This is a genomic window from Caulobacter sp. GW821-FHT09B11 (assembly GCF_059418205.1).
Genome location: NZ_JBWKPK010000009.1, coordinates 52,015 through 77,231, shown reverse-complemented (window position 1 = coordinate 77,231; position 25,217 = coordinate 52,015). Strand labels below are relative to the sequence as shown.

Here is a 25,217-nt window from a genome sequence, read left to right as displayed (position 1 = left end):
CTCATTCGGCCGGCTCGGAGGTCGTCGCCGCGCCCCCTTCTATGGTCGAAAGACGCACCATGCGTGCATAACGTCCGCCGAGCGCCATCAGATGAGCATGGCTGCCTTGCTCGACGATGCGCCCGTGATCGAACACGACGATACGGTCGAAGCGCGACGCGAGACGCAGGCGGTGAACCGTCATCACCATCGTGCGCCCGGCGGCCAGGTCCATCAGGCTCTCGAAGACACGCTCCTCGGTGGCGACGTCGAGGCTCGCGGTGACCTCGTCCAGCAAAACCATCTTGGCGGTTGTCAGCAGCGCGCGCGCCAGAGCGATCCTTTGTCGCTGACCGCCGGAAAGCCGAGCGCCTCGCTCGCCCACCGGCGTCTCGTATCCATCAGGGAAATTGCATACGAAGTCGTCGACCGCGGCCTTGCGCGCGGCCATCGAGAGCCGCTCCTGGTCCAGGCTCTCCGACCCGAAGGCGATGTTCTCCAGGATCGAACGGTGGAAGAGCGTGGTGTCCTGCTGCACGCAGGCGATCCGCCGCCGCAAGCTGGCGGCGTCAACTTCGGCGATGTCCTGGCCGTCGATCACTATCCGTCCCCGGTCCAGGCCGTAGAAGCGCAGCATGAGGTGGAACAGGGTCGACTTGCCCGAACCCGACTGGCCGACGAAAGCCACGCGCTCGCCCGCCTTGATCTCCAATTCGAGGTCCTCGAAAAGCGGATCTGTGCGGCCGGGATAGCGGAAGGTCACGTTTTCGAAGCGAATGTGGCCCGTGTCTCCTCGAAAGGGCGCAGCGGGAGACCGCGGCGCCGGCGGCGCGGACTCCATGAGTTCAGCGACGTCATCGAGGCCGTCGATCGCCTTTTGCAGATTGCGCACCATCTGGCCGACGCTTTGCAGATGGCCGCTGACGAGCATGAACGCGGTCAAGCCGAACGCCACGTCCGCGGCCGAGCCGGCGCCGTGAATCCAATTCCAGATGAGGACCCCGTTTATGGCGGCCTGAAGCAGGACGATCAGCATTCCCATCAGGCCCGAGAGGTCGCCGAAACGGTCCCATGAGCGAACGATCGCCGCGCGCCAGAGCCGGGTCACGCTGGCGAAGCGCTCGGCTTCGGCCTGCTCCATGGCGAAGGTTCTCGTGGTCTGATGGCCTGCCATCGCGTCGGTGAGCGCGGCTCCGATGGCCGTGTCGGCGAGACCGGCTTGGAGGTTCACCGGCCTGACGTGGCGAGCCGTGAGCCATACGTTGAGGCCGACATAGGCGACGATGACGACGAGGCAAGCCACCCCCACCGCTCCGTTGCGCACCGTCAGCGATACGGCGATCCCGATCAGAACCAGGAGCGACGGACCCAGTCCCAGCAGAACGACGTCGGAGAAAGTGTCGTAGGCCCAAAAGCCGCGGGTCACGCGGCGAGCAATGCCGCCGGTCGCGTTCTGCGTATGCCAGTGGGCGGTCTGTCGCTGCAAGGCGACGAAGGCGCGGTTGATGATCGCTTCCATGTTCCGCGCCGAAAACCGCGCATTGAACCGGAACGCGATCTGCTTTGCGCCGTAGAGGCCGACGTACAGCGCCGAGAGCGCCAGCCACAAACGGATCGCCTCGTTCTGTGAGCCGTGTTGGGAGACGGCGGCAAGGAAAGCACTAGCCGTCCACGGCACGGCTATGTCGCATGCCGTGGAGGTCAGTACGGCGGCGAGAATGGCGGCCAGAGCGCCGGGGCGTTCGCGCCACACGCCGCCGACGAACCTGGCCATCGCCCAGCCGGAAGATGACGAGGCGTTCATGCAGCCCCCAGTGCGGCGGGCGCGGCGTCCAGAGGTTGGCAAGGCCGCAGCAGCCGATCGACGGCGTCGATGATCGCGGCCAGATCGACCTCGTGCATGCAAGGCACGGACATGGGGCAGGCGGGCAGATAGCAACGGCCGCAATCCCGGGTGGTCTCGAACTTGACGAGGCCCGGGGCGTCGTCGATCTCGCTTGCGGGGGTCGGGCCAAAAAGCGCGATGGTCGGACGGCGTGCGGCAATGGCGAAATGCATGGCCGAGGAGTCCGTCGTGATCAGGGCGTCGCAGGCGGCGACGGCGGCGGCGAACAATTTGATGTCGCCCGCCGTTTGGGCGACCGCGACGTGACGCGAGCCGAAGTGCGCCCAGAGTTCCTGGTTGAAGGCGCGTTCAGGCGCTCCGCCGAACAGCACGACGTGGGCGTCGTACCTATCCGCCAGGCGCCCGATGAGGTCGGCGGCCAGATCAAGCGGCAAGGTCTTGGTCGGCCAGCGACCGCCGGCGCCGGCGTTGAGCCCGATCACCGGTCGCCCCAGAGAGCGGCCGCCGATGCAGAGGACGCCGTCCCGCCGGTGATCCTCCGAAAGGGGGACCTCGGTGCGAGCCGCCTCGAGCGGAAGGCCCAGCCCCTCGCACAACATCTGCAGGTAGCCTCGGCGATTGAGCTTCTTGAGCTCATTGGCGCGTGTCAGGCCGCCAATCGCCTCTGGACGCAGCAGGCTCATGCCGAACCACTCGGCCAGGTCGTCCGTATAGAGCACCTGATCCTGCTCGATGAAGCATCCCGACACGCGTCCGGGCGCCAGGGCGCTGACCATGCGGCACAGCGCGTGATCTTCCTCCAGCATCAGGACGTGGTCATAGACGCCCGCCGGCTGGTTCGGGAGGTCGTCGACGACCAGCAGTCGCTCCAGCATGTCATTGCCTGCCAGCACGGGAAGGTGAGCAGGGCTGGTCACCCAGTCGATGCGAGCGTCTCCATGGCGTGCTCTCAGTGCTGGCAGGAGGCCGGTCGTGCGGACGACGTCGCCCAGGGCGCCTGTCTTGACCACTAGGATTCGCATCGTCAGAGCCGTCCCTCCTCGTCGGTCGCGTTCGTCACGGCGGGCGACCGTCCAGAATACCAAAGAAGATTGGCGAGGCGCTCGACCAGTTCGTCGGCGCGCGGGGCCTCGAAGATCGTCCGCGGGCGCAGATCCACCCCCGAGCGGGCCGACAAGAAAGCCGCCATTCGCGCTGCGGCGATCGACTCGCCCCCCGCCGCGAAGAAGTCGTCCGAAGGCGCCGGCGGCCCGCCCAGAAACTGCGTCCAGGCCGACGAGATCAGGTCGCGCGCTTCCCGCTCGGCGTCGTCACGACAGACCCACTGCGCGGGGGCGGGCCGGATGTCGTCGGCCAGGCTTTGAAGAAGACGGGGTTTGTCGACCTTGCCGTTGGGGTTGAGGGGGAGTGCGGGCATTCGGCGGAGGACCGAGGGCTGCAAGGCGGCGGGGAGCGTCCGCTGAAGGGCGGCTCGGACCTGCTGTTCGTCGGGGCCGGCCGGACCGGCCACGTAGGCGGCGAGGAGGCGGGCGCGGCCGGCGGATTTGTCGGCGACCACGCTCGCATCCACGATCCCGGCGATCTCTTGGAGGCGACGGACGATTTCGCGCGGATGGATGCGAACGCCGTTGATCTTGATTTCGTCGTCGAGCCGCCCGAGCACGACCAATTCACCGTCGCCGCGGATCATGCCGCGGTCGCCGGTGCGGTAGTGCACCGGGCTTATGCGGTCGGCGAAGGCGCTGCCGCGGTATCCGCTGCGCTCCATGGGCTCGCCCAGGTAGCCCAGATTGGCCGCGGCGTGTTCAAGGCAGATCTCTCCCGTCGCGCCGTCGGCGACCGGATCGCCATCGGGCGACAGGATGCGGACCTTGGCGCCGGCCATGGCCCGCCCGGCTGGCACCGGATCGGCCGGCTCGAGAGCGACTTGATGGAAACAGGTCTCGAAGCCCGTTTCGGTGGTGCCATAGAGATTGATGATCCGATGGGGGCCGCGCAGGGTCCGCCGTGCGCTTCGGACGAGCCCCGCCTCCACGGGTTCGCCAATCAGGAAGACGCATTGCAGATCCGGCCAATCGACCGGCCCGGCCAGATCGTTGACCCAATGGCGAAGAACCGACGGCACGGTATGGATCGTCGTGACTTCCGCGCGAGCCATTTGCAGAGCGAATTGCGGCTGGTCGATGGGGGCACCGGGCGGGAAGAAGCTTGCCCTGGCCCCGCAGCGCAGCGGGACGAACATGTCCTGCAGGATGACGTCGAAGGTCGGGCGGGTGACCTGGGCGAAGTTGTCGCCGGCCTGCACGGAGAACTGCCGCGCCTCCCAGTCGATGAAGCACCTGAGGTTCTCGAAGGTCCCGATAACCCCCTTCGGAAGGCCGGTGCTCCCGGAGGTGAAGAACACCTGCGACGCCTCAGGCGGCAATATCCGCATCGATTGCGCGGCGGTGGACGGCTTTTCGAGCGCACGGCCCCACCGGTATTCGATGGAGTTTGCGAACTCGGAGCTTCCGCCCTCCAGGGCCAGGACCAGAGACGCGCCGGCGCGCTCGCGAAGATCGGCCTGCCGTGCGGGGGGCGTGGCCGCATCGAGCAGCAGCAGCACCCGACCGCTCGTGACAATGGCGGCGGCGGCGGCGGTCATCGCCGGCGACGGGTGTCCCTGCACGGCGATCACCTGGCCGGCCACGGTGATCTCGCAGAGCGTGCGGGCCAGGCGGCTGATCTCGGCCAGCGCCTCGTCGTAGGTGGCTCGGAAACCGTCGGCGGCGAAGGCGACGCGTGCGGAGGATGCGGCGCAGGTGTCGATCAAGCCGCCGAGCCGCTGGACCATCGTGGTCATGGAGCGCGCCGGGCGGTCTCGAGACGGACCGCGAAAGTGTCCGCGTCATGGACCGACAGGAGCTTGTTGAAGCCTTTCGGCGAGAGGTTCAGGTAAGCCGCGCCCACCTGCCGGCGCACGAAATCATCGATCTCATCCTGCATGCGCTGGCGATAGCTGTTCACGCGCGCGACGATGTCGTCCCGGATCTGCTGAGGCGGTATCTGGCGCGCGGCCGCGGCCTCGACGGCGTTCCTGATGTCGGGCGGGCGGGTGCTGGCGCGGATCCAATAGTCCGGCTCGAAGAATTCATCGCGCCCGCCCACGCACGGGACCGACACGACGGGGCGCCCGCAGAGCATGTATTCCATGCTGGCGTACATGGCCCCTTCGACTGTGGAGAGGCACAGGCCGGCCGCCGCGGCGCGGATTTCGCCGGCGACCTCGTCCGATGTCAGTTCATGATAGTCGCCCGAGAGGTGATTGACGTAGCGCGCCTGGGGCAGCAATTTCTGAATAAATTCAAAGTACCGCGGATCGTTGGCCGCCACATTGTGGTAGACGAGGCTTGGACTGTCCAAGTCTTGGCACAGGTGGTGGTTCTTGTAGGGATGCATCTGCGCCACGTAGATCGCATCGCGGCATGCGGCGCCTGTCGCGGCGGTGTAGCGCTCCTCGTCAACGAAGACATTGTGATTGCCTCTGACGGCCGGCACGCCCACGCGCTGGGCTTCCTGCAGTTCCAGCTGGTCGTTGCAGAGCAGCAGGAACTGGTGGCGCGGGTGGCGACGCTGATGCTCAGTCGCCGCGCGCGCATAGGCCTCGGCCGCGCCGCTGACGGCGAAAGACCACCAGCGCCCGACGAGAAAGACGACGGGCTGGTCGGCGAACTGGTCGCCGACAAAAGCGGCCGCGCCGAGCGGGCCGGTGCGGTGCTGGGCGACGGTGTAGATCACCAGCGGCTCGGTGGAGGCGATGCTGCACCAGAACTTAGGGCCGGACATGAGGTATCTGCTCCGTCGGGGCATGCGCGATGAGGGGCGAAGGCGCACCGCGAAGGATGCGGTCGAGCACAAGGTCGGGCATGAGGTCGTCGAGGCAGCGGCGATGGCCGCAGGCCTCCACCGCGTCCTTGCCCGCGAGTTGAAAGCAGGGCTGGCAAGGCAGGCCCAGCCTGATCACCTCGCCCCCTATGGGGCCCGTCCGATCCAAATCGGTCGGGCCGAGCAAGGCGACAACGCGCGTGCCGACCGCGCCGGCCAGATGCATGAGGCCGCTGTCGTTGCACACCAGGGCCGCGCACCGGGCCAGAAGGGCCGCGGAGGTCCACAGATCGAACTGACCGCAGGCGTCGAGAAGGCGTGACGGCCCCAGCTGGGCCAGAATGCTCGTCGACAGGGGCTTTTCATCGGCGTCGCCGAGCATGACGATGTAGGTGTCCGGCTCAGCGCGGAGCCGCTCGATCAGGTCTCGCCAATGCTTCTGTGGCCAGCGCTTCCAGGTCTGGCCCGGGCTGCTGCCCATGTGCACCGCGATGAGCCGCGCCTCGGCCGGCGCGCCACGATCGGCGAGCCAGGTCGTCAGGGTCTTTTCGTCTTCAGGCCGGATCGGAAAGACCGGCCGGTCGGGGGAGGGCGAGCATCCGAGCGCTCGCGCCAAGTCCAGGTAGCGCTGTTCTTCGTGCTGGCCTGAACGCATGCGCACGGGCCGGTTGAAGGCCTGGTCATGGCCGCCGTCCCAGCCGTCGCTGGCTACGTGGGCGACGCGCCAACGCGGCCGCGCCAGGGCGACGACAGGCAAGTAGAGGCTGACGCAGAAGAAGGGCCGGATGACGATCTGCGGCCTGAACGCGGCGGCCTCGAGCGTCTGCCGCAGACGACGTGCGGGGTTGGCGCGATCCAGGAAATAAACCCGGTCGACCAGTCCCATGTGGCGCAGGATCTCCGCGCCGGCTCGCTGCTCACGGTAGACGATGGCGATCTCAGCCTTGGGGAAATGCGTCCGCAAGGCGGCGAACATCGAGGCGGAGAGCAGGGTGTTGCCGATAGAGGGTATGCCGAAGGCCATGATCCTTCGGACGCCGCGCGGCGGCGCTCGGTTGGTGCGCGGAAGGAAAAACGCGAGCCGAGCGCCCAGCAGACCCCTACTGAAAAAACGAAGGGTCATATTTGTCTATTGCGAACGACGTGAAAAGTCTGATCCGTCGAAGTCGCACCCAATATTCTCTCCGCCACGAGAAAAATGGATAAGAATGGCGCTGTTTATATTTCCATTTCGACAAAAACGCCGGAAAAGTTGCATATAACGACCTATTTCTCGCAGCCTTAATCGTCACTTGGCGCGGATGGTCAGAATCAAATACCTATACGCGCAATCCAAGGTTACAATGTGGAGGCTTTGGTGAGTGTCAATAGGGCGTGGGCGCGGCGCGCTTCTAATGTGGCGACGAGCCTAGCGCTCGCGCTCATCGCCGTGGGGTGCAAGGCGCCGGACAGCGATTGGGCCGTCTATCACGGGAACGCCGAGGGGCAGCACTATTCGCCGCTGCGCCAAATCGACAAGCGCAACGTCGGCGGCCTGCGGCAGGCCTGGCGCTACAATGGCGAAAAGGGCCTGCTGGAGACCAATCCGCTTATCGTCGACGGCGTCCTGTTCGCCTACACTGTAGACCAGCAGGTGATCGCGCTCGATGCCGCGACCGGCCGGGAGAAGTGGCGGTTCGCCTCGGGGCTGACCAGCGGTCAACCCAACCGTGGCTTGGTGTACTGGCCCGGCGGCGGGCGACCGCGCCTGCTGGCCGGCGTCATGGGCTACCTCTACGCGCTCGATCCATCGACGGGAAAGCCCATCACCAGCTTCGGCGAGGGTGGCCGCATCGACCTTCGCAAGGGGCTGGGGGTCGATCCGGAGAACGTCGCCGTCTATCTGACCAGCCCCGGCGCGCTCTATCGCGACTTGGTCATCGTCGGGTTCAGGACGTCCGAGACCAAACCCGCCGCGCCAGGCGCCGTGCGCGCGTTCGATGTGCGCACGGGCCGTCTGAGATGGACATTCTTCACACGGCCCCAGGAAGGGGAGGGCCGAAGCGGCCCTGGTCAAGGTGGCAACGCCTGGGCCGGCATGGCCGTCGATCCGCAGCGCGGCGTCGTCTACGTGCCGACGGGGTCGGCGAGCGGCGACTTCTATGGAGGCGACCGGCGCGGCGACAACCTCTACGCCAACACGCTGGTCGCGCTCGACGCGGCGAGCGGGCGCAAGCTCTGGCATTTTCAGACGGTGCACCACGACCTTTGGGATAGGGACCTGCCCGCCCCGCCCACGCTGGTCACCGTGCGGCGCGACGGGCGTCGGATCGATGCGGTCGCGCAGGTCACCAAGCATGGCTACGTCTTCCTGTTCGACCGGCAGAGCGGCGCGCCGCTCTTCCCTATCGTCGAACGGCCCGTGCCGCCCAGTCAGGTGCCTGGCGAGGCGTCGAGCCCGACACAGCCGTTCCCGTTGAAGCCGGCCCCGTTCGCGCGCCAGACGTTGACGCAGGAGTTGCTCACCGACCGAACGGCGGACGCCGCCGCCTACGCCGCCGCTCAATGGCGCAAATTCCGCGTCGGGGGCCAGTTCACGCCATTGGAGGTGGACAAGCAGACGGTCGTGTTTCCGGGCTTCGACGGCGGCGCCGAATGGGGGGGAGCCGCAGTCGATCCGCGCGCCGGGGTGCTCTATGTCAACGCCAACGACCTTCCCTGGACCGGTGGGCTGGTTCGATCGCCGTCGGTCCAGGATCGCGGCGCCGAGATCTATGCCGACAAGTGCGCGGCTTGCCACGGACCGGATCGGCGTGGCCAACCGCCTGAGACGCCCTCGCTGATCGATCTGGGCAAGCGGCTCGGCCATCAGGACGTCGTGGAGGTCATAGCGGGCGGGCGAGGCCGAATGCCGGCGTTCCCCTTTCTGGTCGGTCAGGAGCGGGACGCTTTCGTCGCCTATTTGCGCGAGGGGCGCGCGATGCCCCGGTCCGGGAAAGGCGTAGAGCGCGATCGCTCCCCCTATCTGTTCACGGGTCACCGCAAGTTCCTCGATCCGGATGGTTATCCGGCGGCCAAGCCGCCTTGGGGCACCCTGAACGCCATCGATCTGAACACCGGCGAATACCTCTGGCGTGTTCCGTTGGGCGAGTATCCCGCCCTGGCCGCGGCGGGTCTTCGCGACACGGGGTCGGAGAATTACGGCGGCCCCGTCCTGACCGCGAGCGGTCTGCTGATCATCGCCGCGACGCGCTATGATCGGAAAATCCGCATCTTCGACGCCGCAACAGGCCGCCTGCTGTGGACCGGAGCCCTGCCTTTCTCGGGAACGGCGACACCGGCCACCTACATGGTGGGCGGCAAGCAGTACATCGTCATCGCCGCCAGCGGCGGAAAGGATAAGAAGGGGCCGCAGGGGTCTGCCTACGTCGCCTTCGCGCTGCCGTGACGCCCCCCCGCCAGGGTTTGGCCGCGCCACCGTTCCAGAAGACGGGCCATTGGATCGCTGTTCGGTAGCGAGAGCGCGCCGCGATAGCGGAGCGATCCGCCCAATTGCTTCATCTGAATGAAGGCGTCGTGGCGGTCGAGCAGTCGCACGCGCTCGATCAGCGCCTCGGCGGCCTGGCCAGCGCGTCTGGGCGGGGCCGCGTGCAGCGCGCAATGGGCGGTGACCAATGGAGGGGCTCGAAGCACGACGTGCTCGCGAACCCGGTATTTCCCGCTGACAGGCGAGATGGCCGCGCCGCAGCGTTGATTGCGGCCAAGGGAAAGAAGCGAGACGTTGCTATAGACGAACCGGCGCCGCGGTCTCAGCGCCAGCTCGACGTCGGCCGCCAGGTCGTCGTTCAGGGCCCACAACATCTCGTCGCAGATCCCCCCAAAGCGGCCCATGAGGTCGTTGGTCTGATCGCGCTGGGCTTCCCAGGTCGCGTCTTCCGACCAAGCCCGCCGCAGCGCCAGGATGTCTCGGCGGAAAGTTTCCACGCCGGGGCTCAGCGCGACGCCGATCTCCTCGGTGAGGCCGATATAGTAGCGCATGCTCCAGAGGCGGCAGTTCCACTGCCGGGTGTTGATCGCTTTGCCGCCGAGCCTTTGGCGTTCCAGCTGCATGAGGCGCATCAGCAGGCCGTCGAGGACGATGGCGCGCCAGATGGCCTTTTGCTGAGCGGCGGGAAGAGGCCGCGGAGGCGGGAGCGCGCCATGGCGCCGATCGTAGTCGGTGACTCGGAGTATCCAGTTGAGACCATCGAAGACCGACAGCGGCACGACGATTGGTCCGTGCGTGAAGAGATCACTGTCGCCGGCGGCCAGGCGCAGGGTTTCGATGGCCGGCCCGGGGGCGGCGTCGTCGACGACGCAAAGCAGATCGATGTCCGAAAGCCCCGGATAGCCGACGTTGCCGAACGAAAACACCGCCAGGAGTCCTTCGGTCGAGGCGACGCGCGCCACGTAGTCTCCGATGGCCGCATCGTAGTCGGCCGCGAGGCGATGTGGGGGCAGGCGATCGTAGGCGCTCGGTGGAGCGTAGGCGGGCTGCGGCGTGTCGAAGCCGAACTCAGGCTTGTTCATGCACCACGCCTCCGGCGCGCACGTCGTTCCGGCCGCTGAACCAGTCGATGCACCGCAGTACGCCTTCCTCGTAGGGCACCGCGCAATCCCAACCGGGCAGCACCCGCCTCATCAAGGCCAGATCCGGCCGACGATTGGTCGGATCCTGGGGCGTCGGCGGCAGATGGACGATGCGCGCGCCGGGAATATGGTCGCGCACGTATTCCGCCACTTCCAAGACGCTGATCTCGCGATCATTGCCCACGTTCAGCGGCCCCGCGAAATCAACGCCGTCGAGCCAGAAGAAGCGTTCGAGCGCGGTGACGATGTCGTCGATATAGCCCCAGCTGCGCGTTTGCAGGCCGTCGCCGTAGATCGTCAGCGGCCTGTCGGTAAGCGCCTGGGTGACGAAATTGGAGACGGCCCGCCCGTCGTCGCGTCGCGTCCTGGGGCCGTAGACGTTGAACAACCGGACGACCTTGATCCTCAGGCCATGGACGCGCTTGGCCTCGAACAGCATCGCCTCCACGCAGCGTTTGCTTTCGTCGTAGGACGCGCGCGGTCCGGTGCAGTCCACCAAGCCGCGATAGGTTTCGGGCTGCGGCGAGACGATGGGATCGCCATAGACCTCGGAAGTCGAGGCAAAGCAGAAGAGGCCGTCGTCACGCAGGGCCCTGAGAAGGGCGAAAGCGCCGCTGACATTGGCCGAAACCGTCCTGAGCGGCTGGGCCATATACCATGGCGGCGAGGCCGGAGAGGCCAAGTGATAGACCTCGTCGAACAGCTTGTCGTAGGTGATCGATTCGACGTCGGCGACGATCACCTGTAGGCGTGGGTCGTCGATATGCGCCAGATTGGCGGTGAGCCCCGTCCAGAGGTTATCGACGACGACAAGGCTGCTTACGTCCGAGCGCTTGAGCAAGCGGTCGATCAAATGCGAGCCGATGAATCCGCAACCGCCGGAAACCAGTATTTTCACAATCGTGCTCCAGTTTGAACGTCGGGGTTGCGCCGCTAGAGCTGAACGTTGCCGGGGCCAAACAACGCCACGCGCGGTTCGTGCGCCGAAGCTTCGTCCAGCGTCATTTGCGCGTAGCTGACGACGATCACCAGGTCGCCGGTCTGAACCAGCCGAGCGGCGGCGCCGTTGACGCCGATGGTCCTGGAGCCCCGCGGAGCCTCGATGACGTAGGTTGTGAAGCGCGCGCCGGTGCTGATGTTCAGCACATCGACCTGCTCGTGGGGCAGCATCCCCACGGCGCCGAGGAAATCGCGATCGATGGCGATGGAGCCTTCGTAGTCCTTGTCGGCCTGGGTGACTGTGACCCGATGCAGCTTGGCGCGCATCATGTTGACGAGCATTTTTGATCTCCGATGTTGAAAGGGCGAGCGGCGATGGTCGCTTGCGCCGCTAGGCCGCGCCTTGCGCCCCGCCGATGCGGCGACGCCGCGGGCGGGGCTTGCATTCTTCGACGAACGCCCACTGGGTTCAGGTTGCAGATCAGGCCGCGCCCACCATTGGGCGAGCTTTGGTCGTTCTGGCGTTTGGAGAAGCGGGCATGGTCCACCAGTTGCTGTCTGACCTGCGACGGCAGGGCGTGCGCCTCAGCCTCAGCGATGGGGAACTGCGCTATCGAGCGCCGGCCGGCGCGCTGGAGCCGCATTTGCGGCAAGCCATGGCGGATCGGCGAGCGGAGCTCATCGCGGCGCTGGCGCTGATCAAACCGTATTCTCGGCCCGATAATCGACCGCACGCGGACGGAACGGCGCCGCTGTCGCGCGGACAGGCCGCGTGGCTGCGGCGTATCGAAGGAGCGAGGCTTGAGGCTGATACGGTCGGCGGCGTCTATCTGATCGAGGCCCTGGGCCTGGACCAGTCGGCGCTGCGTCGCGCAGCCCTGGCCGTCATTGAGCGCCATGATGCGCTTCGCGTCCGCTTTTCGCGTGACGGCGCCGAGGTCAGGCAGGTTCTGCTCGCGCCGGAGGCCGTCGAGATGCGGTTCGACGCGACGACGCGGGACCAGGCTCAAGCTCTGGAGTTGGCCAAGGACTTCATCGACCGAAGGTTCGACCTCTTCACAGAGGCCCCCATGGCCTTGGGCGTATGGACCTTGACCGACGGGCGCAGCCTGCTGGCGCTGGTTTCGCACCATGTGGCGCTGGACGAGATCGGCCGCGAGATCTTTCTGCGCGACCTCGGGCGCTTCTACGAGAGTCTGGTGGATCCCGAGGTTTCGCCGCCGGCCGCCCTCGATCTCAGCTACCAGGACTACTGCCGTTTCGAGTTCGATCGCATCGACGAAGCAGACTTGACCGCCAAACGCGCATTCTGGGCGACCTATCTTGCGGAAGCGGGGCTGGCGGCCGGTGCGGAGAAGCGCGAGGAAGCCGGGCCGCCGTCCGCGCGGACGCTCGGAACCCTGCCATGGGGACAGGTGGACGCGCTGGCCAAGGGATTGGGCATGACGCCGGCCATGGTGGTGCTGGCTGCGCTGGGCGCTCATTTCAACGCAGGCTCGGCGGGCGGCGCCAGCCTGTTTTCGATGGTCGTCGAGAACAGGCCAATGGCCGAGCAAGCCGAAATGGCGGCCAATTTCGCGCGCGAGGAATTCACGCGCGTCGTCGTCGAACCCGGCGACAGCTTCGCCAGCCTGGCTTTGCGCGCCCGCGCCGACTATCTGGCGGCCCGCGAGCACGCCGACCACGCCGTACTGCTCTTCGGCGAGCGGCCGCCCCGGGCGCAGGCGCGATTGAACCTTTCGGGCCTGCACGAGCAGCCCGCCGAAACGTGGCAAGGTCGCTGGTCCCGACCGACGTGGCTGCCGACCGAGCCCAGCACCCAGAGCTCGGCCGATCAGCGGACGCGTCTCTGGACGCGACGGCGCGGCGAGCGGCTCGACTTGGCGTGCGTGACGCCGAGCAAGGGGATGCTGCGCGGTGAAGAGGTCTTGGCGGGCCTGGCGGACATCATCCAGCGCGCCAGCGACGACATATTCGCGCCGATCGCCAGAACATGAGACGGGGCGGGCGGGCAGCCGCCTCATCGGCTCGGCGCCGCTAGTGTAACGCCGCAGCCGATGATGGCGCTGGCGTGAAGCCAGCGACCATGGAGCCGATGTCCGCCAAGGCGGGCGGCGTCGAGCAGCAGGGTCGCGCTGAAAGCGCCGCCGGCGTCTCTATCGGTCTCGAAGGGCGTGACGCGGACGTCGGGGAAGTCCAGGAACGTGCCCAGGATCGGGTAGAGCGCCTTGTAGACGGCTTCCTTGGCGCAAAACAAAAACCCCGCCGCATCGATCCGTCGAGGAAGCCGACGCCGAGCCACGTCCAGCTCGTCGCGGGCGGCGACCATCGCCGCGACGTCTTCGGTCAATGGCGCGGCGCATTCGACGTCAACGCCCAGGCCGGCGACCGACGCGCCGCTGGCCGCCGCGGCCAGGCATAGTCCAGCGCAATGGGAGATGCTGCCGACGAAGCCTGTGGGCCAAGCAGGGGCGCCGCCGGCGCCGCGGGGCAGGGCGGCAGGCCGCTGGCCAAGATCACCCAGGGCCGCTCGCGCCGCCGCGCGTCCGGCGGCGAACTCCCGCCTGCGCTTCAGGGAGGCGTGAGCCACCGCGTCCTGCTCGATCGGCCAGGGCGGGGTCTCGTACATCGACGCGGTCGCCACACGGACGGCCACCTCCGATGGGAACAGAGCCCGCCAGACCCCCGCGGTCGCGCCGTCGCTGCTTTCGCTGTGCCTCATGTCGCGCCGAGCCTACGTCCTGCCCTTGGCCTGCCGCTCGGCGATGAGTTTGGCCAGCAGGTAGCGGCGCTCGGGCGCCAGGGCGGTGATCGCGTCGGCGTGTGCAAGGCCGGGTGTCGCCAGGACGCCGTCTTCGCGTCCTCGCTGGATGGGAAACGCGCATGTTTCCACCAGCGTGGTCTTGCGAGCGATCTGCTCGATCACCTCGCAGATCGCCGCGCCTGTATCTTGATCCGCCAGCAGTTGGCTGCGCCGTCGCGCTTCGGCGCGGACGGCCGGATCGCCCAGCAGGGCGGACAGGGCCTGGCTGACCCGCTCCACGCGCCAGTCACGCCGCGTCAGGACACGCCCGACGCCCAGCGCTTGCAGGATATGGCCGTTCTGCGGACGATCGCCGCCGTCGGCTATGATCAACTGAGGGACGCCCGAGGCCAGGGCCTGGCCGATCGTGCCCATCCCGCCATGATGGATGATCGCATCGACCCGTGGCATCAGGGCCTTCAGCGACGGGACCCGATCGACCTGAAGGACGCCTTCTGCGGCGGGCGCCGGGCGACGATTGACGAGCAGCGCACGCACGCCCAAGGCCGAGACCGCGCCAAGCGCGAGCTCGAAGAAGTTCTCTCCGGACAGCCCGCCGGTGCCGCCTGTGATCAGCACGCGGGGGCCAGGCTGACTTAGAAAGTCTTCCACCTCCGGCGGAGGCGGCGGTTCGGGGGTCTCGAACAGGAAGCCCGGTTCGCTAAGCTTCGAATTTCGCGGTCCGGGGTGGTTGTTGAACCAGGCCGGCCAGAGGCCGATATAGTGGCTGGGCAGTCGCCACCACGTCCGCAGATCGTTTCGCGAGCCGCCGGTGCGGGCGCGCAGGGCCTCGATATCCGAGGCCAAGGCGTTGCAGATGAGTTCCTCGAGCACCTCTGCGGCCAGGTCATGGCTCGGATAGGTCAGTACAGAGACGAGCGGCAAGCGATGCCGATCGGCCAGGATCCGAGCGGCCAGTCCGGGGGCGTCATGGGCGACAACGACCGTTCGGCCAGGCTCGACCTGCGCCGACATGGATTCCAGTTCGCGCTCGACCTTGTCGAGATAGTGCCGCCGGTAGACCGCGGGCAGCGTGGACGGCCGGTCCAGCAAGGGCCCGTCGGTCAGAAAGGCGGCGTATTCAGCGTCCGTGTCGAGCGCGTGGACCGGGAAGCCAGCCTGCTCGTAACGGCGCGCGAACGGGGCGTTCGTCCATAGCTGCGGTTCGTGGCCCCGCGCCTGGAGCAAGCGTCCCAATTCCACGAAGGGAACCGTGTTGCCCAGCGTGCCGAAGGTGGTCATCAAGACGCGGGCCATGGCTAGGCGCCCGCCTGCAGCCGGGCGGCGACCTCCTCGTCGCTCAACGCGGCGAGGGCGAGAATTTCCTGATCGATCACATCCGGCGCGGCCTGGGAGATCACCGCCAGATCGACCGCCTCGGAGATGGTCTCGATCGTGAACGCCCGCTCGAACAGTAGGCTGAGCGGCAACTCGACGTTAAAGTGCCGCTTGATGCGGCTCAGAATTTGCACGGCGCGCAGCGAATCCGCCTGGATGTCGAAGAAGTCTTGATCCACGCCGATCTGGTCGATCGACAGGACCGAGCGCCAGATTTCCAGAATGCTGGCCTCGGTCGGCGTGCGGGGAGGCGCCAGGCTGCCGCCCTCGTGGTCGGCGTTGGCGAACCACTCGCTCTGTCCACGCAGCAGGCGCCGACCCAGATTGAGCGTGCCGGCGATGTCGGCGAGACTTTCAGCCTCGGACGATCGGTTGTCCGCCGACGGCAGGATCAGTTGCTCCTGGGCCGCGCGAATGGCTCTCAGCGGATCGTCCGACTGGCCATCGGCGATGAACCGATATCCGTACGGCGTCGGCGCCAGGCGATCCAGGAAGCCTTCTACTTCGAAGGTGAAGATGGTTCCGTCCGCGGGGGCGCCGGCTTGGGTCCCTCCATAGGCGTTCAAGGCCGCCAGGAGGACCGAGTTGCGGGCGGTGATCTCCACCGGCGCGGTGAGGCTGACGGCTCCGGCGTCGCGCGCGGCGCCGGCCGCCCATTGCAGCATGCTCAGTTCGACGTTTTTTGACAGGGCCCGACAGCTCAACGCCATGAGGTCCAGTTGGGCGCGCCCTTCGGCGACGGCGATGGCGGCGACGCCGATGACGCCGTAGTCGCCAAAATGGTCGCTGGCCTGGACGGTGACAACCCGTGCGCGCCGCGCCAGCGAGCGCAGGTCGTCGGCCGACAAGCCGTGGCGCAGGTTGTTCCATTGCCGCGCCCGGAAGGTCAGTTGCGAGGCGCGCGGCAGGGTTTCTTCGTTCAGCGGCGCCAGATCGACCTTGAAATCCAGGCGCAGCAGCAAGGCGTCCAGATCCGCCTGCTGGGCGTCCGCAGGGGCGGCGCGCTCGATCTGGGTGCGGTACCAGGCCGTGCGCCCCGCGTCCTCCTTGGTCGACGCCACGGGATCGAGGAACCAGGCGTGCGAGAGCATGCGTTCGAAATCGGCCGGCTGCGGCGGCTTGTGCAGCACGACCACCTCCGGACAGTGGAAGCGAACGTCCGCGCACTCGAAATGGTCGTCATCGATGAAGACGAAGCTATCCAGGGCCAGCTCGAGCCGGGCGCCCAGGCGCCGGATGGCGGTGGATTTCGCATCCCACCCGACCTCCCAAGCGACGATGTCCTCTTCGCGCAGGACCATCCCTGGCGTGCTGGCGAAGGCGTTGGCGACGTCGGCCGGCTCGTTCTTGCTGCAGACGCACACCAGGACGCCGCGCTCACGCGCCCGCACGAGAAACGCTTGCAGGGATAGATGCTCCGCGGCCAGCCCAGGGATGGAGCCATCGGCGCACTCCCCGTCCCAAAGCGTGTTGTCGCAATCGACGACGATGACCTTTCTCTGCCGTCCCAGTTCGCGATAGAGGTCGTGCACGACGGCGGCGGCGATGCTGGCCTGCAGCTCTTCGGAGAACGGCAGAAGTGCGCCGATCTCGTCGTGCTGCTGAGTCGTCTCGATGACCCCGTATCGCGCTGCGACGTCAGCCAGATCCAGGCAGCGAACGTTCGCGCGCGCGGCGTTGGCGAGAATCCACGCGCGCTGTCGGGCGATGGCCTCGTCGAGAGACGGACTGCCGGTGGCCACGTCGGGCGCCAAGGCCAGGCGGACCGAGACCTCGGTTCCAGCCAGCGCCGAAAGCGTGTTCATGAACTGCGCGACGGTTTCCTGCAGCACCAGGGCGCGATCAGCTTCGGGAAGGCCGGCTCCGCCCAACCATGAGGCCAGGCGCAACAGCACCAGATCATGGTGGCCATCGATCACGCCGGCGCCAGCCAGGCGCTGCACCTGGAGCAGCGCCTGTTCGTTGTCCAGCACCTTGATCGGCAAGCCAAGACCGGTCTTGTCGATGAGGAAGGCTGACGTGCGCGCGATGATGCCCAGATTGAAGTTGGCGCAAAGCCTCAGAGACTGGCTGGCCTGAACATTGGCGTCGAACATTTTGGAAGCTCTTGAATGGCGAGAACGAACGCGGCCGACCTCAGGCCGACTCCGCCTCTTTGGTGAACAGCGAGACGCCGAACCAGGCGGCGATCGAGCGCGGCGCGGCGATGACGTCGTAGACTTCGCGGCAGGGCAACGGGATGCTGCGCTTCGTCTCCCAGCTAGTCGGGTCGAGCACCTCCACGGAGCCGTGGTCGCGCACGCCGGAAAAATCGCGTGGCGCGCTGGTGCCGACAAAGAAGGCGCCGGGCGTGAGCAGCAGGCCGCGGGTCCACGCCCCGAGCGATCTGCGACGGACGATCTGTCCGTTTGGATCAATCGCCACCAAGCCGAACGCGGCGGAATCGCAGACGATCAGGTCTCCGTTCCAGAGGCGCGGATTGTGGGGGCAGCAAAGGCCGCCCGCCATCACCACGTTCCGGCTGATGTTGAAGACCACGCCCGAGCCGTCGGTTTTGTGCTGGTTCCATTCGCGATGTTCGGCAAATCGCCCGAACGCGCTGATCACCAGCTCGCCATTGATTTCCGCAAGGCAATTGAGGTGCCAGGAGTTGCCCGCGCCAGGCGCGCGCCAGTACTCCTCCGTGCGGCCGTCCTCTAGAATCCGCACCACGGCGTTGGTGCCCGTGGAAACGCACAGCGTCTCGCCGCGATAGCGCCGGACGTCGTGCGGCTCGTCGACATTTTCGAGCGTGGGCGTCCCGCGAACGCCGTCCGCCGAGTAGGACAGCATTCGTCCGACCACGCCTGCAGCCGCTTGGCGCGGCAGAATTCGGTGCAGGACGCCATCCGAAAAATGTATACCCGTAGTATCTATTCGGTCGATGGTAACTACAGTTTCGCCGTCGATCAGGAAAAGTCCGCACCGTTCGTCGACGCTCAGGCCGGAAACCAAGATGATATGATCGTCGAATATTCCATTCCAGCGACTGTCGACCATTGCACTCTCTAAGCTGACAAAAGGAACTCGATTGTCGGGAGGCCGGCGGCGAAGTGCGGCCCCACCTCCCCGGACACACCCCAGGGTCGATCAACCCCCTGCCGAACCGACGGTGCGCACAACTGGATAGCGAAAACAAGCCTTGACACTGCGCCCGCGTCAAAGGCACATCGATACTCACAGTTTTCGATGAATATTTAGGCATCGATATATATTGCTTTGTTTCTACCTTGAAAACTTGTCGTTTGTGAGCGGATGATCGCGTCGAGATGCTTGCCCTTGGGTCAGCCCTTATGTACCCGCTTTGGTGGAGTGAGTGACGCGTGAGGGTTCTTTTCGTGCATCGGGGGCCGTATCTTCGGGCCCATGGCGGTGGAACGAAATCTGACCGTTTCTTGGCGCGCTGGCTGAGCGCCGCCGGCCATCGGTGCCATGCGATCGTCTCGCCGGTCTCGCGCGCCGAGGTCGAAGCGCCCGCGGTTCAGGCTGTTCGCACCCAGTCCGGAGAAATCCGTCGACACGAACTCCCGGAGGCGAGCGTCGATCTTGTCGTCGAGCGTCCGGGGGGGAGCGGCGCTCGCTTGACCGGCTTGTTGTCGCATCTCGATCAGGTGCGCCGATCCTGGCGACCGGACGTTGTCGTCGTGACGGGGACTGACAAGGCCTCACTGATTGTGAGGTCGGCGCTGGACGGCGGCGGGCGTATCGTCCGCATCGTCCGTTCGACCGCGGAGCTTGGCTTCGGCCCGAGCGCGGCGGTGTTCGACGCGCGGTCCGCCGAAAGTCTCGGGCGCTGCGATCAGGTCCTTTGCGGCAGCCGCTACATGCGGGACTACATCCGCCGCTGGTCGGACATCGACGCGGGGGTGTTGTCGCTCAGGCGATACGATCCGCCCAGGGCCGCCGCGGACGCCCCAGGTCTCCGGCCGTTTGTCACCCTGGTGAACCCTTCAGCCATCAAGGGTCTCGACATCTTTTTGGAGCTGGCGCGCCGGCGCCCCGACCTGCGCTTCGCCGCCGTGCCGACCTGGGCCACCAGCGAAGCCGACCTGGCCAAGCTGGCGGTCCAGGCCAATGTCACCTTGCTGGCGGCTTCGGACGACATCGACGACATCTTCGAGCAGACCCGCGTTCTATTGATGCCTTCCCTCTGGGATGAAGCCTTCGGCGTGACTGCTGTCGAAGCAATGCTCCGCGGCATACCGGTCATCGCCAGCCGCGTCGGCGGACTTCCGGAGGCCATGCTCGGCGTCCCCTATCTGGTCGAGGTTGCGCCGATCGAGCGGTACGAACAGGCGCACGGAAGCCTGGGCGCGCCAACGCCGGTGACGCCGCCGCAGGAGATCTCGGGCTGGGTGGACGCCCTTGAGGATCTGCTGCGGCCGCACGTCTACGAGCGGGTGTCGGGACTGGCGATGACGACCGCGCGGGCCTACGCCGAACGCATCGGCGCCGAGGATCCCAGCGCGATGATCTTCGGGATGGGACACGGGGCCGTCTATGGCGGCCGCCAGCCCGATGCGTCGTCGGCCTTGCAATGAAACTCCAAACCAATCGAGCCTCAAAGCGGAGCGGGCGCCGATGACGACAGCTCTATTGATCGTCCCGCACTTCTGGGACCCGGTATGCGTGCCGCTGGGGGTGAGTTCCCTCAAGGCCTACGGCGACAGGCACGGCCACGACGTGCACCTGCTCGACCTGAACATCGAGCCGGGAGTGTTCCGCTTCCAGCAGCTCTATTTCGAGGAGGTCAAACGCCAGTTTCCCTTCTGGAAGGGCTTCAGTATCGAGCGCAACGGCACCGAAATGCTTGCCATGCATCAGGTGCTCTACATCAACGCCCGGCATGCCCCGAACTATGTATCGATGGTGGCGGAGGTGCTCAATGTTCTGGAGCAGCCGCTGGCGGATGTCATGGCGCGACTCGACACGCGTCGTTTTGACGATCTGTTCGATCGACTTTTTGCGCGGGTGGAAGAAATTGTCTTGGGGCGGCTCGAGCGCATCCGTCCCAAGATCGTCGGCGTTTCACTGTTCAACTCTACTTGGGCTGGGTCCCTTTTCGCCGCGCGGCTCGCCAAGCGCTTCGACCGCCAGATCCGCACGGTGGCCGGAGGTCCTGGGCCGATCATGGGCATAACCGCGGACCTCGAAGAAGTGCGTAACTTCTACGACGCCCATGACGAGATCGACTTCTTCGTCGTTGGCGAGGGGGAAGTTCCCTACCTCGATCTCCTCGAAAACCCGTCGCAGCCGTCCGGCATCCTGGTCGCCCGCGACATGGCGCAGTCCAAGCTGAAGTTCGACGACCTGCCGCAGCCGGACTACGGCGACCTGGATATCGAACGCTACCTTCAGCTATCGGTGTCCAGTTCGCGAGGGTGCCCGTTCGAATGTTCGTTCTGCGCTGAAACCGTCTTTTGGGACGGCTTTAGAAAGACCTCCGGCGGGAAGCTGTTCGAGACGGTCGAGGCCTTGGCGACGCGCTACAATCGGCGCTCGTTCTATATCTGCGACTCCCTGTCGAACTCGGTCATCGGACCGTTGACCGAGCAGGTTTCGCGCCTTGGACGAAGCTATCAGTTCGACTGCTATCTCCGCGCGGACAAGTCGTGCATCGATCCCGCCAAGGCCAAGCGGTGGCGAGAAGGCGGGCTCTATCGGGCGCGCCTGGGCATGGAGTCGGCGAGCCAGCGCATCCTCGACGAAATGGTCAAGATGACCACGCCGACGCTGATGTCGAAAAGCCTGGAAGCGCTGTCGGGAGCCGGGGTGATGACGAGCACGCTCTGGGTGGTCGGCTATCCGGGGGAAACGGACGCTGAATTCAACCAGACGCTCGACTTCATCCATGATCATCGAGGCGCCATTTTCCAGGCTGACGCCTGGCTTTTCCAATATCACGCGGATGGCCTGGCCAACTCCGACAGTCTTACCGAGACCTATGGCTCTCGGATGCGGTTCAGTCTGGAGGTCAACCGCGCCCTGAACGTGACGCCGCAGTTGGTCAAGCGCGATCTGTCGGCCGAGGAGAGATTCGATCGCCTGGGCCGGTTTGTCCGCGCCATGGCCGAGCACGGCATTCCCAACCCCTACGGCGTCTTCCAGTGGGAAGGGGCCGAGCGACGCTGGCAGGGGCTGGGCCGAGACGCCGGCTGGAGCTTGAGCGATAGCCTGGTGGCCATGAATGGCTGAGGCGAACATTCATCGTGGACTGCGCCTTGCCCGGACTGGCAGGCGGCGGATGGCGCCGCATCTGTGCTTGGCGGTTCTATGCCTGAGCGGTTCCTTCGCCGGTGTCGACGGCGCCAGGGCGCAGGAGCCGAGTCTCGTGCGCAAGTGGAACAGGCCAATGACGCCTTTCCGCATCGTCGACAATATCTACTACGTCGGCACGGGCGGCCTCTCGGCCTTCCTGATCACATCGAGCCAGGGGCATGTTCTGCTGGATGGCGGCTTTCCCGAGAGCGCGGTCCAAATTGAACAGAACATCGAGGCGCTGGGATTTCGGCTCCAGGATGTGAAATTCATCCTCAACAGCCATGCGCACAAGGACCACGCGGGGGGACTGGCAGAGCTGAAGGCGCGATCCGGAGCGAAGCTGATCGCCAGCAACGAAGACGCCGGCGCACTGGAAGCAGGCCGCCTGGCCTATCGCCCGGAGGCTTGGAGCTTCCCGCCGGTGACCGTGGATCGGAGGGTTCGCGAGGGCGACGTCGTCAAGTTGGGCTCAGTCAAGCTGACGGCTCATCTCACCCCGGGGCACACGCGCGGATGCACGACCTGGACGACACAGACGCATCATGGGACGCGCAAGCTGCGCGTCGTGTTCTACTGCAGCACGTCGGTCGGCCAGCCGCTCATCGGCCCGCAGGCCTATGAGGGAGTCGTGGAAGACTACCGGGGCAGCTTCAAGAAGCTCAGCCTGATGAAAGCCGACGTCTTCCTCGCGCCCCACGATTTCTTCTTTGATCTGCATGGCAAGCGCGAGCGCCTGGAGCAAGGCGAGGCGGGCGCGTTTGTCGATGCGACGGAACTGCAGCGTTTCGTTGCGCAATCCAGGAAGGACTTCGAAGCCGCGCTGGCCAAGCAAACGGCTTCGGCTACGCCAGAGGCCTTGGAATAGCACATCTCCCGCCTATTTGGGCCGGGACAATTTCTAGGCGGATCGGGCCGTGTTTCAACTCAGGCGCTTGCGATACCGTCGTGTTCGAGATTTCGCGCCTGCTGAGTAAAGTATTGTGAACGAACCATCGATCTTCTTCTTCGAGGTCAACGAGCGGCAGGGGGTCTTCCACCGCCGGGCGTTCCTGCTGGGCGGCTTCGCGGGCCTGGGTCTCTTGACCCTGACCGGACGCCTGGCCCAGCTGCAGCTGGTCGAGGCCCAGCGCTACCAGAAGCTTTCGGCCGGCAACCAGTTCAACTACCGCCTGGTGCCGCCGCCGCGCGGCCTGATCCTCGATCGCAACGGCGTGGCCCTGGCCTCGAACCGCCCCAACTTCCGCCTGATGGTCGTCAAGGAGAAGGGCATGGACGTCGAGGCCACTCTCGACGACCTGGCCACCCTGGTGCCCATCGACGGCACGCGCCGCGCTCGCTTGATCAAGGACATCAACAACGCCCCGCGCAAGGCGCCGGTGGTGGTGATGGAGGACATGAGCTGGGAGGAGTTCTCCCGGATCAACATCCGCACGCCCGAACTGCCCAACATCAGCGCCGACATGGGCGAGGTGCGGGTCTATCCGTTCGGCGGCGCCTTCGCCCACGTCATCGGCTACGTCGCCAGGGTTTCCGACAAGGATGTCGACGCGGCCAGGAAGGATCCGACGCAGGACCAGGAGCTGCTGCACAATCCAGGCTTCCGCATCGGCCGCCAGGGCGTGGAGAAGGCTTTCGACCTGGACCTGCGGGGCCGGGCGGGGGCCATCAAGGCCGAGGTCGATGCGCAAGGCCGCGTCGTCAGCCTGGATCCGGCCGGCGACATCCGGCCGAGCCCGGGCAAGGAGGTCCGCCTCACCCTGGACGCCGACATCCAGAACCGCGCCCTCGAGGTGATGGGCGAGGAGAGCGGCGCCATCGTGATGATGGACTGCCGCAACGGCGACCTGCTGTGCATGGCCTCGGCCCCCAGCTTCGACGCCAATCGGTTCGTGAAGGGCCTGTCGGGCGTCGAGTACAGGGCGCTGGCCGAGTACGAGCGCAAGCCGCTGCTCGACAAGACCATGACGGGTGTCTACCCGCCAGGCTCGACCTTCAAGCCGACGGTTGCGCTGGCGGCGCTGACGGCCGGGGTGAATCCCGCCGAGCGCGTCGTCTGCACCGGCGGCTGGTTTTTCGGGGGGCGGACTTGGCACTGCCACAAGAAGGGCGGCCACGGCGCCCAGAACATGCACGACGCTATCAAGAACTCTTGTGACGTCTATTTCTATCAGATGGCGCTGCGCATCGGGCCCGATCCGATCCACAGCACGGCGACGGCGCTCGGCTTCGGGCAGCTCTTCGACATCGGCGTCCCGGGGCAGAAAAAGGGGCTGGTCGGTTCGAGGGAGTGGAAGAAGCGCGCTTTCAAGCGTGATCCGATCTGGCACCCCGGCGACTCCGTTCCCTACGGAATTGGGCAGGGCTACATCAACGTCAACGCATTGCAGCTGGCCGTCATGACCGCGCGCCTGGCCAACAGCAAAAAGATGCTCAATCCGCGCTTGATTAAGGCTGTCGGGGGCGAGGACCAGCCGCATGGGGACGCCGTCGGCGACCTTCCCTTTCTGGCCGAGCATCTCAAGGTCGTTCGCGAGGGCATGGCGGCGGTGGCCAACGACCCGACGGGCGGCGCCTACAAGCAAAGCCAGTTGGGCTTGGGCGATGTGCTCATGGCCGGTAAAACCGGGACGGCGCAGGTCAGGCAATATTCCCAAACGGGGTCGCGGAGCAATCAGGGCATCCCTTGGCGCCTGAAAGACCATAATCTTTTCATTGCTTTCGCCCCCTACGACGCGCCTCGTTACGCGATTTCGGTCCTGGTCGAGCACGGAGGCATGTTCGGTTCGAGCGCCGCGGCTCCGCGCGCACGCGAAGTCATGAGGGTCGCCCTCCTGAAAGACCCTGAAATCAGGGCGCGTATCGAAACCCCGATGCCCATGCCGGACGCGACGTTCGAAAGCGAGGAGCCCGTCTTTTGACCCACGTCCAAAGCGATCTTGAATGGGGCGGGGACCGGGATGGCTCGCCAATGACGAACGAGGAGGCCGAACGGCGAGCGCGCGCACGAATCCAGGCGCACGCCGACGCCGTCGGCGATGCAATGTGGGAGACGTTCTCGGAGACGCTTTCAGCTAACCACTCGCCGGCGCAGGCTTTGTTTCTCGCCGAAATGATGACGGCGACCGACGGCTTCAACGACATCGTCTTGGCCAGAAGCTGGGAGGATCGTTCAAGGCGCGGCTGGGGTACGACGATCGTGTTTCTGCCGGAAATAGCCCGCGGGCAGGCCATCGACTACGGGCTGGAGGTTCGATGTGACCATCATGCCCGCCAGCTCGCCATAATCATCGATGACCACCGGGTCGGGGAGCGCTTGCCCTACAAGATCCAACGGGAGGCCGCGATCGTCGCTATTGGATTTCGCCTGCTCGTATTCGCCGAAAGCGAGATCGTAAGCGAGCCGGCCAATTGCCGTCGCCGCGTGGAGCAGGTCCTCGCCGACATCGCCCATGAAGTTCTGGCCGATGCGGGGATAATCAGCGAGGAGGAATTGCACAGGTTGGCGTAATCGGCCCCCCGGGGGCGAATACTGGTCCTGGG

General features: G+C 66.1%; 19 protein-coding genes. 7 read left to right on the top strand and 12 right to left on the bottom strand.

Annotated features, from left to right (window positions below; all coding sequences use genetic code 11):
• Position 1: 1 nt before the first annotated feature.
• From AC07N1_RS08830 to AC07N1_RS08810, 5 genes are read right to left on the bottom strand one after another with little or no spacing between them, the layout of a single operon-like run.
• Positions 2-1,783 carry an ABC transporter ATP-binding protein gene (locus tag AC07N1_RS08830; RefSeq protein WP_494671458.1) on the bottom strand — a complete coding sequence of 594 codons (1,782 nt, stop codon included), beginning with the start codon at positions 1,781-1,783 and terminating at the stop codon, positions 2-4.
• A complete protein-coding gene (locus AC07N1_RS08825) occupies positions 1,780-2,847 on the bottom strand; it encodes a glycosyltransferase family 9 protein (protein WP_494671457.1) in 1,068 nt (355 codons plus the stop codon). Before AC07N1_RS08825 ends, AC07N1_RS08830 begins: the two co-directional genes overlap by 4 nt.
• Positions 2,848-2,849: 2 nt before the next feature.
• The gene (locus AC07N1_RS08820) at positions 2,850-4,667 is read right to left on the bottom strand and encodes a non-ribosomal peptide synthetase (protein WP_494671456.1); all 1,818 of its coding nucleotides are present in this window, start codon (positions 4,665-4,667) and stop codon (positions 2,850-2,852) included.
• Positions 4,664-5,650 (bottom strand): glycosyltransferase, encoded by a 987-nt coding sequence (locus tag AC07N1_RS08815; protein ID WP_494671455.1) that lies wholly within the window; start codon positions 5,648-5,650, stop codon positions 4,664-4,666. Before AC07N1_RS08815 ends, AC07N1_RS08820 begins: the two co-directional genes overlap by 4 nt.
• Positions 5,637-6,812, bottom strand: a complete 1,176-nt coding sequence (locus AC07N1_RS08810) for a glycosyltransferase family 9 protein (protein ID WP_494671454.1) — start codon at positions 6,810-6,812, stop codon at positions 5,637-5,639. Before AC07N1_RS08810 ends, AC07N1_RS08815 begins: the two co-directional genes overlap by 14 nt.
• A gap of 273 nt (positions 6,813-7,085) precedes the next feature.
• Here AC07N1_RS08810 and AC07N1_RS08805 point away from each other — a divergent pair, with 273 nt between their 5' ends.
• Positions 7,086-9,116, top strand: coding sequence for a pyrroloquinoline quinone-dependent dehydrogenase (locus AC07N1_RS08805; RefSeq protein ID WP_494671453.1), 2,031 nt, complete (start codon positions 7,086-7,088; stop codon positions 9,114-9,116).
• On the opposite strand, the gene AC07N1_RS08800 is transcribed toward AC07N1_RS08805, so the two are convergent.
• Genes AC07N1_RS08800 through panD form a run of 3 tightly spaced genes read right to left on the bottom strand, consistent with a single transcriptional unit; the run spans position 9,092 to position 11,578 of the window.
• Entirely contained in the window at positions 9,092-10,237 is a 1,146-nt protein-coding gene (locus tag AC07N1_RS08800; protein ID WP_494671452.1) for a hypothetical protein, read from the bottom strand. The genes AC07N1_RS08805 and AC07N1_RS08800 overlap by 25 nt on opposite strands.
• A complete protein-coding gene (locus tag AC07N1_RS08795) occupies positions 10,224-11,195 on the bottom strand; it encodes an NAD-dependent epimerase/dehydratase family protein (RefSeq protein ID WP_494671451.1) in 972 nt (323 codons plus the stop codon). The genes AC07N1_RS08800 and AC07N1_RS08795 overlap by 14 nt, the downstream gene beginning before the upstream one ends.
• A gap of 35 nt (positions 11,196-11,230) precedes the next feature.
• Entirely contained in the window at positions 11,231-11,578 is a 348-nt protein-coding gene (gene panD, locus AC07N1_RS08790) for an aspartate 1-decarboxylase (RefSeq protein WP_494671450.1), read from the bottom strand.
• A gap of 197 nt (positions 11,579-11,775) precedes the next feature.
• Between panD and AC07N1_RS08785 the strand changes: the two genes are divergently transcribed.
• The gene (locus tag AC07N1_RS08785) at positions 11,776-13,233 is read left to right on the top strand and encodes a condensation domain-containing protein (protein WP_494671449.1); all 1,458 of its coding nucleotides are present in this window, start codon (positions 11,776-11,778) and stop codon (positions 13,231-13,233) included.
• Between the two features lie 23 nt (positions 13,234-13,256).
• Here the strand turns inward: AC07N1_RS08785 and AC07N1_RS08780 are convergent, their stop codons facing one another.
• The 4 genes from AC07N1_RS08780 to AC07N1_RS08765 all read right to left on the bottom strand — a co-directional run bounded on the left by AC07N1_RS08780 (position 13,257) and on the right by AC07N1_RS08765 (position 18,416).
• Positions 13,257-13,865: a 4'-phosphopantetheinyl transferase family protein gene (locus AC07N1_RS08780; RefSeq protein WP_494671448.1), complete on the bottom strand. Its 609-nt coding sequence runs from the start codon at positions 13,863-13,865 to the stop codon at positions 13,257-13,259.
• A 105-nt stretch (positions 13,866-13,970) separates the two neighbouring features.
• Positions 13,971-15,296 (bottom strand): glycosyltransferase, encoded by a 1,326-nt coding sequence (locus tag AC07N1_RS08775; RefSeq protein ID WP_494671447.1) that lies wholly within the window; start codon positions 15,294-15,296, stop codon positions 13,971-13,973.
• A 2-nt stretch (positions 15,297-15,298) separates the two neighbouring features.
• Complete coding sequence (locus tag AC07N1_RS08770; RefSeq protein WP_494671446.1) at positions 15,299-17,473, bottom strand: HAD-IIIC family phosphatase; 2,175 nt, start codon at positions 17,471-17,473, stop codon at positions 15,299-15,301.
• Between the two features lie 40 nt (positions 17,474-17,513).
• Positions 17,514-18,416: a DUF4915 domain-containing protein gene (locus AC07N1_RS08765; RefSeq protein WP_494671445.1), complete on the bottom strand. Its 903-nt coding sequence runs from the start codon at positions 18,414-18,416 to the stop codon at positions 17,514-17,516.
• Between the two features lie 395 nt (positions 18,417-18,811).
• On the opposite strand from AC07N1_RS08765, the gene AC07N1_RS08760 reads away from it, so the two are divergent.
• From AC07N1_RS08760 to AC07N1_RS08740, 5 genes are all read left to right on the top strand, one after another.
• On the top strand, positions 18,812-19,957 hold the full coding sequence (locus tag AC07N1_RS08760) for a glycosyltransferase family 4 protein (RefSeq protein ID WP_494671444.1): 1,146 nt from the start codon (positions 18,812-18,814) through the stop codon (positions 19,955-19,957).
• Positions 19,917-21,611, top strand: coding sequence for a B12-binding domain-containing radical SAM protein (locus AC07N1_RS08755; protein WP_494671443.1), 1,695 nt, complete (start codon positions 19,917-19,919; stop codon positions 21,609-21,611). Before AC07N1_RS08760 ends, AC07N1_RS08755 begins: the two co-directional genes overlap by 41 nt.
• Positions 21,612-21,747: 136 nt before the next feature.
• The gene (gene bla, locus AC07N1_RS08750; RefSeq protein WP_494671442.1) at positions 21,748-22,542 is read left to right on the top strand and encodes a subclass B3 metallo-beta-lactamase; all 795 of its coding nucleotides are present in this window, start codon (positions 21,748-21,750) and stop codon (positions 22,540-22,542) included.
• Positions 22,543-22,657: 115 nt separating this feature from the next.
• A complete protein-coding gene (gene mrdA, locus AC07N1_RS08745; RefSeq protein WP_494671441.1) occupies positions 22,658-24,595 on the top strand; it encodes a penicillin-binding protein 2 in 1,938 nt (645 codons plus the stop codon).
• Positions 24,592-25,185 (top strand): hypothetical protein, encoded by a 594-nt coding sequence (locus AC07N1_RS08740; RefSeq protein ID WP_494671440.1) that lies wholly within the window; start codon positions 24,592-24,594, stop codon positions 25,183-25,185. Before mrdA ends, AC07N1_RS08740 begins: the two co-directional genes overlap by 4 nt.
• The last annotated feature ends 32 nt before the right edge of the window (positions 25,186-25,217 follow it).

What these genes read in the sequence shown, in the direction of transcription:
- AC07N1_RS08770 (WP_494671446.1), bottom strand. Translation starts at nt 17,473, where the DNA reads ATGTTCGACGCCAATGTTCAGGCCAGCCAGTCTCTGAGGCTTTGCGCC.
- AC07N1_RS08830 (WP_494671458.1), bottom strand. Translation starts at nt 1,783, where the DNA reads ATGAACGCCTCGTCATCTTCCGGCTGGGCGATGGCCAGGTTCGTCGGC.
- panD (WP_494671450.1), bottom strand. Translation starts at nt 11,578, where the DNA reads ATGCTCGTCAACATGATGCGCGCCAAGCTGCATCGGGTCACAGTCACC.
- AC07N1_RS08800 (WP_494671452.1), bottom strand. Translation starts at nt 10,237, where the DNA reads ATGAACAAGCCTGAGTTCGGCTTCGACACGCCGCAGCCCGCCTACGCT.
- AC07N1_RS08810 (WP_494671454.1), bottom strand. Translation starts at nt 6,812, where the DNA reads ATGACCCTTCGTTTTTTCAGTAGGGGTCTGCTGGGCGCTCGGCTCGCG.
- AC07N1_RS08780 (WP_494671448.1), bottom strand. Translation starts at nt 13,865, where the DNA reads ATGTACGAGACCCCGCCCTGGCCGATCGAGCAGGACGCGGTGGCTCAC.
- AC07N1_RS08820 (WP_494671456.1), bottom strand. Translation starts at nt 4,667, where the DNA reads ATGACCACGATGGTCCAGCGGCTCGGCGGCTTGATCGACACCTGCGCC.
- AC07N1_RS08775 (WP_494671447.1), bottom strand. Translation starts at nt 15,296, where the DNA reads ATGGCCCGCGTCTTGATGACCACCTTCGGCACGCTGGGCAACACGGTT.
- AC07N1_RS08785 (WP_494671449.1), top strand. Translation starts at nt 11,776, where the DNA reads ATGGTCCACCAGTTGCTGTCTGACCTGCGACGGCAGGGCGTGCGCCTC.
- AC07N1_RS08815 (WP_494671455.1), bottom strand. Translation starts at nt 5,650, where the DNA reads ATGTCCGGCCCTAAGTTCTGGTGCAGCATCGCCTCCACCGAGCCGCTG.
- AC07N1_RS08755 (WP_494671443.1), top strand. Translation starts at nt 19,917, where the DNA reads ATGGCGGCCGCCAGCCCGATGCGTCGTCGGCCTTGCAATGAAACTCCA.
- AC07N1_RS08825 (WP_494671457.1), bottom strand. Translation starts at nt 2,847, where the DNA reads ATGCGAATCCTAGTGGTCAAGACAGGCGCCCTGGGCGACGTCGTCCGC.
- AC07N1_RS08765 (WP_494671445.1), bottom strand. Translation starts at nt 18,416, where the DNA reads ATGGTCGACAGTCGCTGGAATGGAATATTCGACGATCATATCATCTTG.